Raw genomic sequence first — 15,250 nt, 5'->3', positions numbered from 1 at the left:
CAGATGGTGCGCAGATCGATTCTTGCTCTGGTCGCGATTCTGATCGCCATCCTGGGGTTGTCCGGCTGCAGCTCGTCCTCGCAGTCGCTACTGGACCGGGTGAAGGACGAGGGCGTACTGGTCGTCGGTACCGAGGGCACCTACAGTCCGTTCAGCTATCAGGGCGACGACGGACAACTCACCGGTTACGACATCGACGTCATCAACGCGGTCGGTGCCGAACTGGGCGTACGCGTCGACTTCGTGCAGACCCCGTTCGACTCGATCTTCGCCGGCCTGCAGTCCCAACGGTTCGACCTCATCGCCAACCAGGTCTCGATCACTCCTGCGCGCCAGTCGGCCTACGACCTGTCCACGCCCTACACGGTGTCGGAAGGCCAGATCCTCACCGCCGCAGACGACTCCACCATCACCTCTCTCGCCGACCTGGCCGGCAAGACCACCGCCCAATCCTCGACGAGCAACTGGGCGGAGGTCGCGGCGAACGCAGGCGCGAACGTCGAAGCCGTCGAGGGATTCGTCCAGGCGGTAACACTCGTCAAGGACGGCCGCGTCGACGCCACCGTCAACGACTCCCTCGCCATCGCCGAGTACCTGCAGCAGACCGGCGACACCGGCGTGAAGATCGCAGGCGAGACCGGAGACACGACCCTGCAATCCTTCGTGGCCCGCAAGGACAGTGGGTTGATGGACGAGGTCGACACGGCCATCGACACACTGCGTGAGAACGGCACCATCGCCGAGATCTCGAACAAGTACTTCGGCAGCGACGTCGCCGCACCGACCGCGGACACCGTGGCTCCGGAGAGCGAGGACGCGGGAACCACTGCACCGTCGAAAATGCAGTTGGTGTTCGACAACCTGTGGCCGATGCTCAAAGCCACTGTGACCATGACGATTCCGCTGACCGCCATCAGCTTCGTCGTCGGACTCGTCATCGCCCTCGCCGTGGCGCTGGCACGCATCTCGTCGAACAAGCCGCTCGCCGCCGTCGCCCGGTTCTACGTCTCGATCATCCGCGGCACTCCCCTGCTGCTGCAGCTGTTCATCATCTTCTACGGGCTGCCGCAGTTCGGCATCGTGATCTCGCCGTTCCCGGCCGCGGTGGTCGCATTCTCGTTGAATGTCGGTGGCTACGCGGCCGAGGTCATCCGTGCCGCGATACTGAGCGTGCCCAAGGGCCAGTGGGAGGCGGCGCAGACCATCGGGATGGGCTACCGAACCACGTTGCAGCGCATCGTGCTTCCACAGGCACTGCGCACCGCGGTGCCACCGTTGTCGAACACGCTGATCTCGCTCGTCAAGGACACCTCGCTCGCCTCGACCATCCTGGTGACGGAGCTGCTGCGCGTCGCGCAACTCGCGGCGGCACCGACCTTCGACTTCTTCACCCTGTACTCCGTTGCGGCGCTGTACTACTGGGCGATCTGCATCGTTCTCTCGTTCTTCCAAGGCAAACTCGAAGTCCGACTCGACAGGTACGTGGCCAAATGACAGACCTGCTGGAAGTATCCGCACTGAAGAAATCGTTCGGACCACTCGAGGTGTTGAAGGACATCTCGTTCGGCGTGCCGTCCGGCACCGTCACCGTCATCATCGGACCGTCCGGATCCGGCAAGACCACGGTGCTGCGCACACTGAACGCACTCGATCAGGCCGACGCAGGCATCATCCGTATCGGGGACGTGTCGGTGGATTTCTCCGAGCCCGTCGGAGCGCCGCAGCTCCGACATTTCCGCGCCCAGAGCGGCATGGTGTTCCAGAGCCACAACCTGTTTCCGCACAAGACGGTGCTACAGAACATCATCGAGGGACCGGTGATCGTGCAGAAGCGCGCCAAGGACGACGCCATCCACGACGCGCACGCCATCCTCGATCAGATCGGTCTCGACGCCAAGTCCGACCAGTACCCGTTCCAGCTCTCCGGAGGCCAGCAACAACGCGTCGGAATTGCGCGAGCTCTCGCCCTTCGACCCAAGCTGATGCTGTTCGACGAGCCCACCTCGGCCCTCGATCCCGAGCTCGTCGGCGAGGTTCTGGCCGTCATCAAAGGCCTTGCCGCGCAGGGCTGGACCATGGTGATCGTCACCCACGAAATCCGCTTCGCGCAGCAAGTCGCCGATCAGGTGCTGTTCATCGAGAACGGCGTCGTCCTCGAACGCGGCACCCCGGAGCAGGTGCTGGTGAACCCCACCGAGCCCCGCACCCGCCAATTCCTGCAGCGGATATTGGCCTAGCTGCCAGTGGGGTGGTCAAGTGCCGCCTGGGGCACTTGACCACTCCACTGCGTCAGCACCTTGTCCAGGGTGATCGGCAGGTCGCGGACGCGAACGCCGGTGGCGTTGTAGACCGCGTTGCCGATGGCCGCCGAGGATCCGACTGCGCCGATCTCGCCGATTCCCTTGCCGCCCATCGGCGCGAGTTCGGTATCGACCTCCTCGATCCACACCGCCTCGAGGTCGGTGACGTCCGCACACGCCGGGATGTGATACTCGGCGAGATCGTGATTGGCGAACCCTCCGAACTCGTGATCGGTGATGCCGTTCTCCATCAGTGCCATTCCGAGTCCGAACGTCATGCCGCCGATGAGCTGAGACCTGGCCAGCCGCGGATTCATCACCGCGCCGATGCCGAACACCCCGAGCATCCGTCGCACCCGCACCTCGCCGGTGTCGATGTCGACCGCGACCTCGGCGAACTGAGCGCCGAACGCCATGCGCGCCAACTCCTTCTGGCCCTCGACGTCGTCGGTGGTGTCGGCATCGGCAGAGTTGCCCGGCTCGTACGAACCCTGTGCCTTCAGCGAGTGGCAGACCTTGGTGACGGCCCACCCCCAGGACGAGGTACCCGAGGACCCACCGGCTCCGGGAGCTTTCGGCAGAGCGCTGTCGCCGAGTTCGAGTACGACGGCATCTGCGTCCACCTCGAGGGCATCGGCTGCGATTTGGCGCAGCACGGTGCGCGCTCCGGTCCCGATGTCCGACGCAGCGACGGACACCGTGATCGTGCCGTCCTGCTCCACGCGCGCCGACGCGGTACTCGGTGAGATCAACACCGGGTAGCTGGCCGTCGCGACTCCCATGCCGATCAGGGTGTTGCCTTCTCGGCGGCGACCGGGCGCGGACTCGCGGCGGTCCCAGCCGAACTTCTCGGCACCCTCGCGCAGGCACTGGACCACGCTGCGTGAGCTGAACGGGTTCCCACTCGCGGGGTCGACGTCGGGCTCGTTGCGAATGCGCAACTCGATCGGATCGATGCCGGTGGCCACAGCCAGTTCGTCGATGGCCGTCTCGACGGCGAACATGCCGGGCGCTTCACCGGGAGCCCGCATCCACCGCGGCGTTCCGACGTCCAGCTGCGCGAGTCGGTGAGTGGTGCGACGATTGGGCGCCGCGTAGATGTGCCGAGTCGATTCCGACGTCTGCTCGCAGAACTCGAAGATCGTGCTGGTCTGCTGAAACGAGTCGTGCGTGATGGCCTGCAGGGTTCCTGTCGAATCAGCGCCCAGCCGGACGCGATTGAGCGTCGGGGTGCGATAGCCGACGACGTCGAAAAGAGCTTGCCTCGGCAACACCAACTTGACGGTGCGGCCGGTGGCTCGTGCGGCCATCGCCGCGAGGATCACGTTGGGCCGCGTACTGCCCTTGGCTCCGAAACCGCCGCCGACGTTCTCAGCGATCACTCGAACGTTCTCGGGCTCGAGGTCGAAGGCCGTGGCGAGGTCGCCCTGAACACCCGACGGTGCCTGCGTCGAATCCCAGACCGTCAGCACGCCGTCGGACCACTGCGACGTGGTGGCGTGCGGCTCCATCGGACTGTTGTGCATCGGCGCGGTGGAGTACCAGTTGTCGATCAGATGCTCGGCCGATGCGAGCGCCGCATCGGGATCGCCGACGGTGACGTCGGTGGGAAACCCCGCGTTGACCGATTCCGGCGCATACAGCGAACCGTGGTCTGCGGTCAGAGTGTTGTCGGGAGAACGCACGTCGGCGTAGCGCACGTGCACTCGGGCTGCGGCGGCGCGGGCATCCTGGAGGGTGTCTGCCACGACGACGGCCACGATCTGACCTCGATAGGCGACGGTGTTCGACTGAAGCACATGCAGTTCGGCGTCCTCGATATCACCCAGTTGCTCGGCGTTGTCGTGCCACAGAACTGCGTGAACCGTAGCGTCGGCGTCCAGTTCGACACGTTCGACCGTGCCGGCAGGAACAGTCGCGGGCACGTACCAGGCGTACAGCTGCCCGACGGCCGGCGGCTGCTCGGCGGCATAACGGGCTCGACCGGTGACCTTCGCGATCGATTCGGTGCGCTGGATCGGTTGTCCGATCGATGCGGTCATGACCGATCTCCCGACTCCGTGAGTTCGACCAACGTGCGAGCGACCAGGTTGGTCACGAGCGGGACCTTGAATGCGTTGTCACGCAACGGCTCTGCCGCGTCGAGTTCCAGTGCGATCGCGCGCCGGAACGACGCCTCGTCGGCGGCCGCGCCGAGCAGCGCGTGCTCGGCCGTGCGGGCCCGCCACGGTTTGTGCGCGACACCGCCCAGCGCGATCGACAACCCGCGCACGATCCCGTCCTCGACGTCGAGAGTGGCGGCGACCGAGGCGATCGCGAAGGCATAGGACTGCCGGTCGCGCACCTTGCGGTAGGTCGAGACGGTACCGGCCGCCGGTGCCGGAATCTCGATGGCCGTGACGATTTCGTCTCGGGCGACGGTGTTGTCGCGCTCGGGCGCGTCACCGGGCAACCGGTAGAAGTCGTCGATATCGACCACACGCTCACCGTCGACCCCCTGGACGACGATGCGTGCGTCGAGGGCGGTCAGCGCGACCGCCATGTCGGAGGGATGCGTCGCCACGCAGGCCTGCGAAGCTCCGAGAATGGCCAGGTTTCGGTGTTCACCCGTCCGGGCCGGGCAGCCCGAACCGGGTTCGCGTTTGTTGCACGGCTTCGATGCATCCATGAAGTACACACACCGGGTGCGCTGGAACAGGTTTCCGCCCGTGGTCGCCATGTTGCGCAACTGGCCCGACGCACCGGAGAGCACGGCCCGTGAGAGCACCGGATAACGCTGACGCACCACCGGATGCACCGCGAGATCACTGTTGGTCACACCCGAACCGACACGAAGCGATCCGTCGTCGGATACGTCTATGTCGTGCAACGGAAGTCGCGTGACGTCGATCAGCGTCGTCGGACCCACGACACCGAGCTTCATCAGGTCGACGAGGTTGGTTCCCCCGCCGAGCACCATCGCGTTCTCGTTCTCGGCGAGGCGGGCCACCGCGTCGTCGACCGCGGTGGCTGCGTCGTACTCGAAGGTCTTCACGATGCGTCCCGTACGGCCGAGACGATATTGCAGTAGGCACCACAACGACAGAGGTTGCCGCTCATACGTTCTCGCACTTCATCGGAGTCGAGTTCGATGTCGGCGGCCTCGATGTCCTCGGTGACCGCGCTCGGCCAACCCTGCTTCGCCTCTTCGATCACCGCGACCGCCGAACAGATCTGCCCGGAGGTGCAGTACCCGCACTGGAACGCGTCGCGATCGACGAACGCCTGCTGCACGGGATGCAGTGTGTCGCCGTCGGACAATCCCTCGATCGTCGTGATGTCGCGATTCTGTTGTGCAACCGCGAACGTCAGGCAGCTGTTGATCCGCCGTCCGTCGACCAACACCGTGCAGGCACCGCACTGCCCGTGGTCACACCCCTTCTTGGCACCGATCAGATCGAGGTTCTCCCGAAGAGCGTCGAGCAGGGTGGATCGGGTGTCGCAGTCGATCTCGCGATCGATGCCGTTGACACGGAGGGTGACGTTGGTCATGCACGGGCGGATACCCGAGGCCGGATCCACCAAACGCTCGCGCTGGGGTCGTGCGTGCGCGCTAGCGCTTCCCCTTGAACTTTCCGCCACCGCGTGGCCCACCGCTACGTCCGGGAGGGCCGGAATCGGGTTGCAGCTGAATCAGCACGCCACTGATACGGGTGCGGCGCAACGCCTCGACCGTCTCGTCGGCAAGATCTGCGGGCAGCTCCACCAGCGAGTGGTCGGGACGAATACTGATGTGCCCGAAGTCGCTTCGACGCAGCCCGCCCTCGTTGGCGATGGCACCGACGATGGCACCGGGAGCGACATGATGACGCTTGCCGACGCTGATGCGGTACGTCGCCATCTCCTGGCCCGTCTTGCGGTGATGCGAGCTGGCGGCATCCTCGTCGAACGTGCGCGGCGGCCGCGGCTCACGCGGCTCACGGGGTGCCCGCGGTGGGGCAGGCGGCTCCGGCTTCAACAGGAACGCTTCGCCGTCGCGCGACTGGATCGCCAGCGCGGCGGCGATGTCGACCAACGGCACATCGTGCTCGCGCTCGTAGTCCTCGATGAGCCGGCGGAACAAGGCCAGATTCTCGTTGCCGAGGCTGTCGGTGATGGAGTCCTTGAACTTCGTCACGCGCTGCGCATTGACGTCGTCGACGCTGGGGAGCTGCATCTCGGTGATCGGCTGACGCGTCGCACGCTCGATGGCCTTGAGCAGGTGCCGCTCGCGCGGTGCGACGAACAACAGAGCCTGACCGGCCCGGCCCGCGCGACCGGTACGACCGATGCGGTGCACGTAGGACTCGGTGTCGTGCGGGATGTCGTAGTTGATGACGTGCGAGATGCGGTCGACGTCGAGACCGCGAGCCGCGACATCGGTGGCCACCAGGATGTCGACCTGACCGTTCTTCAGTTGACCGATGGTGCGCTCACGCTGGGCCTGCACGATGTCGCCGTTGATCGCCGCGGCCGAGAAGCCCCGTGCGCGCAGCTTCTCGGCGAGCTCCTCGGTGGCCTGCTTGGTGCGGACGAACATGATCATGGCCTCGAACTCTTCTACCTCGAAGATTCGAGTCAGTGCCTCGAGCTTGCGCTGATGGGCCACCTGCACGTAGCGCTGGGTGATGTTCGGTGCCGTCGACGTCTTGGTCTTGACGGTGATCTCCACCGGGTCGTGCAGATACTGCTTGGAGATCTTGCGAATCGCGGCAGGCATGGTGGCCGAGAACAACGCGACCTGCTTGTACTCCGGGGTATCGGAGAGGATGCGCTCGACGTCCTCCTGGAAGCCCATCTTGAGCATCTCGTCGGCCTCGTCGAGCACCAGGTACTCGAGGCCGGACAGGTCGAGTGTGCCCTTCTCGAGGTGGTCGATGACGCGACCGGGGGTACCTACGATGATCTGCGCGCCCTTACGCAGGCCCGAGAGCTGTATGCCGTACGCCTGACCGCCGTAGATCGGCAGGATGTGCAGACCCGGAATGTGCGTGGCGTACTTGCCGAACGCCTCGGCGACCTGGAGCGCGAGCTCCCGGGTCGGGGCCAGCACCAGGGCCTGCGGTACTCGACGCGAGACGTCGAGCCGCGACAGGATCGGCACTGCGAACGCGGCGGTCTTGCCGGTTCCGGTCTGAGCGAGGCCGACGACATCGTTGCCGGCCATCAGCGGCGGAATGGTGGCCGCCTGGATGGGCGACGGCGTCTCGTACCCCACGTCACGCAGGGCCTTCAGGACCCGCTCGTCGATGCCGAGATCGGCAAAAGTGATGTCGTCACCCGTCGCCGAGGACGACTCGCTCGCGCGGACCGGATCGGAGGCGGACTCCTGAGGGGGCGAATTCGTCTCGTCCGACGTCACGGCGGCATCCTGTTCAGTTTCTGAAGTGCTCATATGTTGCACGAGTTTAGTACCTGCTCGGGCACCGCGACCCCTTCTACGCTGATCAGGTGATGAAACCGGTCACGACGGCATGCGGTGCGAGCGGCCTCACACCGGCAACCCGACGCCCGGACCCGACTGCAGGCAGTTAAGTTGTACCCCGAGTCACACTCAACTCCCTCGGACTCGCGGCAAAGTCGACAAACCGGACACCCCGGATGGTGCGCCACGGCCTCGAATGTGATGAAATGCACAACTACCACGCTATTTTTCCGTAAGGGGTCCAGCAGTGCGCGAATATTCTGTGCCGGCGTCGTTCACCATTCCTGACGACGCATCCATGGCCGACACCGTCTACAGGTACGAGAAGGAATCGCCGAACTTCGTACCCTTCCAGCGACTGGAGAACGGCAACTGGACCGACGTCACCGCAGCTCGATTCGCGAAAGAGGTCGCCGCAGCGGCCAAGGGACTGATCGCGTCCGGAATCGAACTCGGCGACCGAGTCGCCATCCTCAGCGCGACGCGTTACGAGTGGGTCGTCCTCGACTACGCCATCTGGTCGGCAGGCGGCTGCACCGTCGCGATCTACGAGACATCCTCCGCCGATCAGGCGCAATGGATCCTCGAGGACTCCGCCACGAAGCTGCTCGTCGTCGAGACCGCAGCGCACGCCTCGAACCTCAAAGAGGTCACCGAGGGCGCCAAGGATCTGCGTGAGGTTCTGCAGATCGACGCCGGAGCCATCGAGGAACTGACCACCCGTGGTGCCGGGGTCAGCGACGAGGATCTGCACGCGCGACGCCATCAGGTCAGCGCGGCATCGCCCGCCACCCTGATCTACACCTCGGGCACCACCGGTCGCCCCAAGGGCGTTCAGCTCACACACGCCAACTTCTACGCCGAGGTTCAGGCCACCCAGATCGCGCTGCACGACTCGATGAAGGAGGGCAATCGCACACTGATGTTCCTCCCGATGGCGCACGTGTTCGCCCGCGCCGTGTCGTTCGGCTCGTTCGAGTCCAAGGTGACCGTCGGGCACACCTCGGACGTGACGACGCTGGTGGATCAGTTCGCGGTGTTCAAGCCGGACTTCATCCTGTCGGTGCCGCGCGTGTTCGAGAAGGTCTACAACTCTGCCAAGCAGAAGGCGCACGACGGCGGCAAGGGTTCCATCTTCGACAAGGCCGCCGCGACGGCCATCGAGTGGAGCGAGGCCCAGGAGAAGGGCGGAGCCGGGCTCGTCCTGAACCTCAAGCACACGGTGTTCGACAAGCTCGTGTACTCCAAGCTGCGCGCCGCACTCGGCGGCAACTGCACCCGCGCGGTGTCCGGCGGCGGACCTCTCGGTGCCCGCCTCGGCCACTTCTTCCGCGGTGCAGGCGTTCCGGTCTACGAGGGCTACGGACTGACCGAGACAAGCGCGGCGATCACCGTCAACACCACCAAGGACCAGCGCGTCGGCACCGTCGGCAAGCCCATCGACGGCCACTCGGTGAAGGTCGCCGAGGACGGCGAACTGCTGCTCAAGGGACCGGTCGTGTTCAGCGGCTACTGGCACAACGAGAAGGCGACGGCAGAGGCCATCGTCGACGGCTGGTTCCACACCGGCGACCTCGGCACCATCGACCAGGAAGGCTACGTCTCGATCACCGGCCGCAAGAAGGAGATCATCGTGACCGCGGGCGGCAAGAACGTCGCCCCCGCAGTGCTCGAGGACGCCCTCCGCGCGAACGCGATCATCAGCCAGTGCCTCGTCGTCGGCGACGCGAAGCCGTTCATCGGTGCGCTCATCACCCTCGACCCCGAGGCATTGCCGGGCTGGCTCGAGCGACACGGCCTCTCGGCCGACATCCCGTTCTCGGAGCTGTCGAAGAACGCCGACCTCGTCGCCGAGATCGACAAGGCCGTCGCCGAGGCCAACAAGAAGGTCTCCAACCCCGAGCAGATCAAGAAGTACACGATCCTCGAGAACGATTTCACCGTCGAAACCGGTGAGCTCACCCCCACGATGAAGCTCAAGCGCAACATCATCCACGCCGAGCGCGGCAGCGACATCGAGGCGATCTACTCGTAGATCGACCATCCGACGACGAGGGCCCGGTGCGATGCGCACCGGGCCCTCGTCGTCGGGTCAGGACATGTGATCGTCGAGGAACTCCGCCACCACCGAGGTCACCTGCAGATGGATCTTCTCGTGCAGCAGGTCGTGGCCCCCGTCCTCGAATTCACGCAGTGCCGAGTCGGGAACACTGCCGATCCACTCGCGCACCGCATCGATCGGAGCCAGGCGATCGTCGACTCCGTGTACCGCGAGGATCGGAATCACGTTGTCGGCGAGATCGTTGGCCGAGCCGGTCACGGACTTGGGGGTGCCGCACAGCACCGCGCACCGAACCGCCTCGGGATGCGCTCCGAGGGCCGCGATGGCCGTGGCCGCGCCGAGGGAATGACCCATCAGGGCGAACGACAACTCGGGGTGCTCGGCTTCGGCGATGTCGAGCAACTGCAGCGCATTCTGCGCGAGGCCGGGAATCTGAGCGGCGTCGGTCAACTCACCTTCGGTGAGGCCGTGGCCCACGTGATCGACCGCCCACACGTCGACCCCGCGTCCGTTGAGGACCCGAGCGAAGCGGTGATAGTGGCCGCTGTTCTGGCCGAGACCGTGCAGAAAAACGAGACCGAAACGAGCATCGGGAACAGTCCAGTTTCGGTAATGGACAGCACCGGTGGCTCCGTCGAAAAAAGGCATTCGATCATTTTGCCTCCTCGCGACGGCATCCGCGCGCAACGTGACCGGTGCCGCTCCCGGCGGTGACTAGGGTGGGCGCGTGTTCCTCATCGGCGATCGCGTCATCTACAGCGCCAGCGACCTCGCCACGGCAGCGTCGTGCGAATTCGGACTGCTGCGCCGACTCGACGGGCTGAGCGGACTGATCCCGCGGGCAACGGCCACCCCCGATCCGATGCTCGACCGCACCTCCGCACTCGGATTCGAGCACGAACGCCGCCAGCTCGAGACATTCCAGCGGCGGTTCCCCGGCGGCGTCCTGACGATGGATCGACCGGGGCGTACCGACCAGGAACTTGCCGACGCCGCGTGGGCAACCTTCACCGCTCTGACTGCGCGCACACCGGTGGTCTACCAGGCGACCTTCTTCGACGGACGATTCCTCGGTTTCTGCGACTTTCTGGTGGCCGAGGGCGATCGGTACGCGGTGTCCGACACGAAGCTCTCGCGGCACGCCAAGGTTCCGGCACTGCTGCAGTTGGCGGCCTACGCGGACGCGCTGCGGTCCGGCGGGATCACTCCGAGCGACGAGGTGCACCTGATGCTCGGCGACGGCAGCGACTCCGTCCACTCGCTCGCCGAGATCCTTCCGGTCTACCGGCAGTCCAGGGAACACCTGCAACACATCCTCGACGAACACCACGCCGAGGGCACCGTCGTCGACTGGTTCGACCCGCGCTACTCCGGCTGCGGGCAGTGCGAGGCCTGCACGATCGAGGTGGAACAGCACCGCGACCTGGTTCTCGTCGCCGGGATGCGCGCGAGTACCCGGGAGAGACTGCTCGACGCGGGAATCGCCACGGTGGACGAGCTGGCTGCGTCGACCGGGACCGTAGAGGGCATGTCGTCGCGCACACTGACCAACCTGCGAGCTCAAGCCGAGCTCCAGGTGCGCCAGGAGCACAGCGGCGACGCCGAGTTCGAGATCTTCGACGCCGACGCCCTCGGTGTGATTCCCGAGCCCGATCCGGGCGACATCTTCTTCGACTTCGAGGGCGATCCCCTGTGGGCAGAGGCAGGCAGTTCCGAGTGGGGACTCGAGTACCTGTTCGGTGTCCACACCGCCGACGGCGACTTCCTGCCGTTCTGGGCGCACGATCGCGCGCAGGAACGACGCGCCCTGATCGACTTCCTCGACTACGTGACCACCCGTCGCGCGGCCTTCCCGAACATGCACGTCTACCACTACGCGCCGTACGAGAAGACCGCGCTGCTGCGCCTCGCCGGACGCTACGGCGTCGGTGAGGACGCGGTCGACGACCTATTGCGGGACGATGTTCTGGTCGACCTCTATCCGATCGTGCGATCTGCGGTACGCATCGGAGCCAGGTCCTACAGCATCAAGAAGCTCGAACCCCTGTACATGCCCGCCGCCCGCGACGGAGACGTCACCGACGCGGCCGCGTCGATCGTCGAATACGCGAACTGGTGCGATCTGCGAGATCAGGGCAAGGACGCCGAGGCCGCGGCACTGCTCTCCGAGATCGCCGAGTACAACCGCACCGACTGCGAATCGACACAGCGACTGCGGGATTGGTTGCTGGCGCGCGCGTCGGATGCCGGGGTGCACCCGCGGACGACGCAACACCTCGAGCTCGAAGACGCTGCCGTGGACACCGCCAGCCCGCTCGAGCTCGAACTCGCCGAGTACGCCGGTCTGCCGTGGGAGCGCACCTCGACGCAACAGGCCGTCGCACTGTTCGCCGGTTCCATCGGGTATCACCGACGCGAACGAAAGCCGTTCTGGTGGGCGCACTTCGACCGCCTGACGCACCCGTTGGACGAGTGGGCCGACGCCGCCGACGTGCTGAAGGTCGAGCGCGCCGAACTGGTGCACGACTGGATGAAAACCGCACCGAATCAACGCGTCCTGCGACGGCAGCTCAAGCTACTGGGGCACCTGAGCAACGGAGTCCTGTCGAGCTCGAAGGTCAAGCTGCTCTACGACGACCCGGCGCCGGAGGGGCTGCCGAAGCAGCAGCCGACCCATCGCGCGACCACGACGGTCGAGATCGTGCAGGCAGGCTACGAGGGCACCCTCGACATGGTGGTGGTGCAGGAGAACCTCCGCAAGGGAGTGGACGAGTACCCCGACTTCCCCATCGCCACCGCACCCGAGCCGCCTCCGGCGACCAAGTATCTGGAGCAGGCGATCGTTGCCGCCGCCGCCGAGGTCGGTGCGGCACTGCCGCACCTTCCGCGCACGGCCGTCGCCGATCTGCTGACCCTGTCCCCACCCCGAACCCGCTCCGGCACAGGCCTTCCCGAGGTCCGCGCCGGGGATTACGCGACGGCGGTCACGGCGGCCCTGCTCGATCTCGATCACTCCTACGTTGCCGTGCAGGGGCCACCCGGGACCGGGAAGACGTACACCGCTGCCCGGGTGATCGCCGAATTGGTCGACGTCCATCGCTGGCGCATCGGCGTGGTGGGCCAGTCGCATCACGTGGTCAACAATGTGCTGGACACCATCGTGGCGGCCGGCGTCGACCCGGGCCGGGTGGGCAAGAAGGCACCGACAGCCCACACCGTCGTCGACCCGGCGGAGTACTCCCGCTTCGTCACCGACGCCGAGGACGGCTGCGTGATCGGCGGTACCGCCTGGGACTTCTCCAACCCCGGCCGCATCCCGCCCGAATCGCTCGACCTCCTGGTCATCGACGAGGCCGGGCAGTTCTCGCTGGCCAACACCATCGCCGTCTCGGTGTCTGCACGTAATCTTCTGCTGCTCGGCGACCCGGCGCAACTGCCACAGGTCAGCCAGGGCACCCACCCCGAACCCGTCGACGAGTCGGCTCTGGGTTGGATCACCAGCGGTCACCCGACGCTGCCCGTCGACCGCGGTTACTTCCTGGCCACGACATGGCGGATGCATCCCGATCTGTGTGCCCCGGTGTCGGCGCTGTCCTACGAGGGCAAACTGGAGTCCAACAGTGCTGTGACACAGGCCCGTTCGCTGGAGTCGCTTGCACCTGGACTGCACACCGTGTACCTCGACCACCACGGCAATTCCACCGATTCGGTGGAGGAAGCCGACGAGATCGTCACCCGTGTGCAGACTCTGCTCGGCCGGCAATGGCGCGACCCGCAGTCCTTCGAGGGTGCGCGGCCCATGCACCAGGGCGACTTCCTGGTCGTCGCGGCCTACAACGCGCAGGTAGCCGTCATCATCGAGAGACTCGCGGCCGCCGGACTCGACGAGGTCGCGGTGGGCACCGTCGACAAGTTCCAGGGACGCCAGGCACCGGTGGTGCTGATCTCGATGGCCGCGTCGGCGATCGAGGACGTTCCGCGAGGCATGGGATTCCTGTTGTCGCGCAACAGACTCAACGTCGCGGTCTCGCGGGGCCAATGGGCCGCGATACTGATCCGATCGCGGGCACTGACCCGGTACCTGCCGTCGACCCCGGCCGGACTGGTCACTCTCGGAACGTTCATGGGCCTGTGCGAGAACGGGATTCAGCCGAACGCCATACCCTCACCACGATAAGTGGGGACTACCTCGACGGACCCGTCGGCGTGCACCAGATGCAGGGTGTCGAACCGCTCGCACAGCTCGCCCGCCTTGGCATGGCGGAACCAGACGCGATCACCGATCCGGATCTCCCCTGCTCCGCTCACGGGAGTCTGCACCTCGCCGGCACCCTCGTTGCGCAGCAACCTCAGACCGGACGTCACCACTCCTCTGGCCCTTCTCGACCACGCGACCGGCCGCGGCGACCTCGACGCCGACGCCGGACCCGACGCGATGTAGCCACCACCGAACAGCGTCGCGATCTGCGGAGTCGGCTTGCGCACCGCGGGCAGTGCGAAGAACAGCGAGGGCTCGGCCGAGAACGCGCGATACCGATCGAAGAGCGTCGGCGCGAACAAGCCCGACCCGGCGGTCACCTCGGTGACGACCGGATCGGCCGCCGAGAAGTCGATCGACCCGGTACCGCCACTGTTGACGATCTCGATCCGACCGACTGCCGCAGTCACGGCCTCGACGACCGCCGTTCTGCGCGTGGAGATCTCACGGGACGAGAGCGACTTCATCCATTCCACCGCACGATTGGCATCGGGCACACCGGCGATCTGCGCCTCGTAGAACATCAGACCGACCACCCGGAACCCACGCGCCTGCGCCGCCCGCGCGAAGGCGGCGACCTGCTCGGGTTCGCGCAGCGGCGAACGTCGGACACCGATGTGCAGCGGCCCGATGCGCAGCGAGGCATCGACGTCGATACAGATCCGCGGCTTGAGAAGATCGCTGTCGGTGGCGTCGCGCACGATGTCGAGCTGTGCGACGTCGTCGACCATCAGCGTGATGCGTCCCGACAGCACACGATCGTTGACGACCTCGGCGAGGGCGGTGCGATCGACCGACGGGTACCCCATCAGGATGTCCTCCACGCCGTGGCGTGCCAACCAGATCGCCTCACGCAGGGAGTAGGCCATGACCCCGTTCACACCGTCGGCCGCGAGCACCCGATCCAGTACCGCCCGGCACCTGACCGACTTGCTCGCGATCCTGATCGGCACCGAATTCGCCCGCGCTCGCAGGGCCGCAGCATTGGCATCGAGGGCAGCCGAATCGACTGCAGCCAAAGGTGATTCGATCCCCTCGGTGGCAGCGGCGATACGGGACAGTGGTGTCGTGTCGGTGGTTGCGACACCGGCGATCGAGCTCATGCGGCGTATTCCTTCGTCGTCGTTGCCAGGCCTACACAGTCAAACACTCCGCAGCCCAGAAGTCCCAGCGAGCATCGACCACGC

General features: G+C 65.9%; 10 protein-coding genes. 4 read left to right on the top strand and 6 right to left on the bottom strand.

What is annotated here, in order from left to right:
- Positions 1-3: 3 nt before the first annotated feature.
- Positions 4-1,494, top strand: a complete 1,491-nt coding sequence (locus CH306_RS15435; protein WP_094647061.1) for an ABC transporter permease subunit — start codon at positions 4-6, stop codon at positions 1,492-1,494.
- The gene (locus CH306_RS15430; protein WP_094647019.1) at positions 1,491-2,237 is read left to right on the top strand and encodes an amino acid ABC transporter ATP-binding protein; all 747 of its coding nucleotides are present in this window, start codon (positions 1,491-1,493) and stop codon (positions 2,235-2,237) included. Before CH306_RS15435 ends, CH306_RS15430 begins: the two co-directional genes overlap by 4 nt.
- On the opposite strand, the gene CH306_RS15425 is transcribed toward CH306_RS15430, so the two are convergent.
- From CH306_RS15425 to CH306_RS15410, 4 genes are all read right to left on the bottom strand, one after another.
- Entirely contained in the window at positions 2,234-4,342 is a 2,109-nt protein-coding gene (locus CH306_RS15425) for a xanthine dehydrogenase family protein molybdopterin-binding subunit (protein ID WP_094647018.1), read from the bottom strand. The genes CH306_RS15430 and CH306_RS15425 overlap by 4 nt on opposite strands.
- Positions 4,339-5,334: an FAD binding domain-containing protein gene (locus tag CH306_RS15420; protein ID WP_094647017.1), complete on the bottom strand. Its 996-nt coding sequence runs from the start codon at positions 5,332-5,334 to the stop codon at positions 4,339-4,341. The genes CH306_RS15425 and CH306_RS15420 overlap by 4 nt, the downstream gene beginning before the upstream one ends.
- Complete coding sequence (locus CH306_RS15415) at positions 5,331-5,831, bottom strand: 2Fe-2S iron-sulfur cluster-binding protein (protein ID WP_045201081.1); 501 nt, start codon at positions 5,829-5,831, stop codon at positions 5,331-5,333. The genes CH306_RS15420 and CH306_RS15415 overlap by 4 nt, the downstream gene beginning before the upstream one ends.
- Before the next feature lie 61 nt (positions 5,832-5,892).
- Positions 5,893-7,713: a DEAD/DEAH box helicase gene (locus CH306_RS15410; RefSeq protein ID WP_256986309.1), complete on the bottom strand. Its 1,821-nt coding sequence runs from the start codon at positions 7,711-7,713 to the stop codon at positions 5,893-5,895.
- 277 nt (positions 7,714-7,990) lie between these two features.
- Between CH306_RS15410 and CH306_RS15405 the strand changes: the two genes are divergently transcribed.
- A complete protein-coding gene (locus CH306_RS15405; RefSeq protein ID WP_032396505.1) occupies positions 7,991-9,778 on the top strand; it encodes an AMP-dependent synthetase/ligase in 1,788 nt (595 codons plus the stop codon).
- Between the two features lie 57 nt (positions 9,779-9,835).
- Here CH306_RS15405 and CH306_RS15400 read toward each other — a convergent pair whose 3' ends face one another.
- On the bottom strand, positions 9,836-10,453 hold the full coding sequence (locus tag CH306_RS15400) for an alpha/beta hydrolase (protein ID WP_032396504.1): 618 nt from the start codon (positions 10,451-10,453) through the stop codon (positions 9,836-9,838).
- A gap of 79 nt (positions 10,454-10,532) precedes the next feature.
- On the opposite strand from CH306_RS15400, the gene CH306_RS15395 reads away from it, so the two are divergent.
- Positions 10,533-13,982 (top strand): TM0106 family RecB-like putative nuclease, encoded by a 3,450-nt coding sequence (locus CH306_RS15395; RefSeq protein ID WP_094647016.1) that lies wholly within the window; start codon positions 10,533-10,535, stop codon positions 13,980-13,982.
- Here CH306_RS15395 and CH306_RS15390 read toward each other — a convergent pair.
- The gene (locus tag CH306_RS15390) at positions 13,952-15,166 is read right to left on the bottom strand and encodes an alanine racemase (RefSeq protein ID WP_094647015.1); all 1,215 of its coding nucleotides are present in this window, start codon (positions 15,164-15,166) and stop codon (positions 13,952-13,954) included. The genes CH306_RS15395 and CH306_RS15390 overlap by 31 nt on opposite strands.
- Between the last annotated feature and the right edge of the window lie 84 nt (positions 15,167-15,250).

Origin of the sequence: Rhodococcus sp. 15-725-2-2b, from assembly GCF_002259075.1 — a bacterium.
In the GTDB taxonomy this organism is placed as follows: domain Bacteria; phylum Actinomycetota; class Actinomycetes; order Mycobacteriales; family Mycobacteriaceae; genus Rhodococcoides.
The sequence above is the reverse complement of the archived record's forward strand: the minus strand, read 5'-3'. Positions and strand labels throughout refer to the sequence as shown.

Excerpts from the sequence above, each read along its gene's own strand:
- CH306_RS15435 (WP_094647061.1), top strand. The coding sequence starts at position 4 with ATGGTGCGCAGATCGATTCTTGCTCTGGTCGCGATTCTGATCGCCATC.
- CH306_RS15425 (WP_094647018.1), bottom strand. The coding sequence starts at position 4,342 with ATGACCGCATCGATCGGACAACCGATCCAGCGCACCGAATCGATCGCG.
- CH306_RS15390 (WP_094647015.1), bottom strand. The coding sequence starts at position 15,166 with ATGAGCTCGATCGCCGGTGTCGCAACCACCGACACGACACCACTGTCC.
- CH306_RS15410 (WP_256986309.1), bottom strand. The coding sequence starts at position 7,713 with ATGAGCACTTCAGAAACTGAACAGGATGCCGCCGTGACGTCGGACGAG.
- CH306_RS15415 (WP_045201081.1), bottom strand. The coding sequence starts at position 5,831 with ATGACCAACGTCACCCTCCGTGTCAACGGCATCGATCGCGAGATCGAC.
- CH306_RS15400 (WP_032396504.1), bottom strand. The coding sequence starts at position 10,453 with ATGCCTTTTTTCGACGGAGCCACCGGTGCTGTCCATTACCGAAACTGG.
- CH306_RS15430 (WP_094647019.1), top strand. The coding sequence starts at position 1,491 with ATGACAGACCTGCTGGAAGTATCCGCACTGAAGAAATCGTTCGGACCA.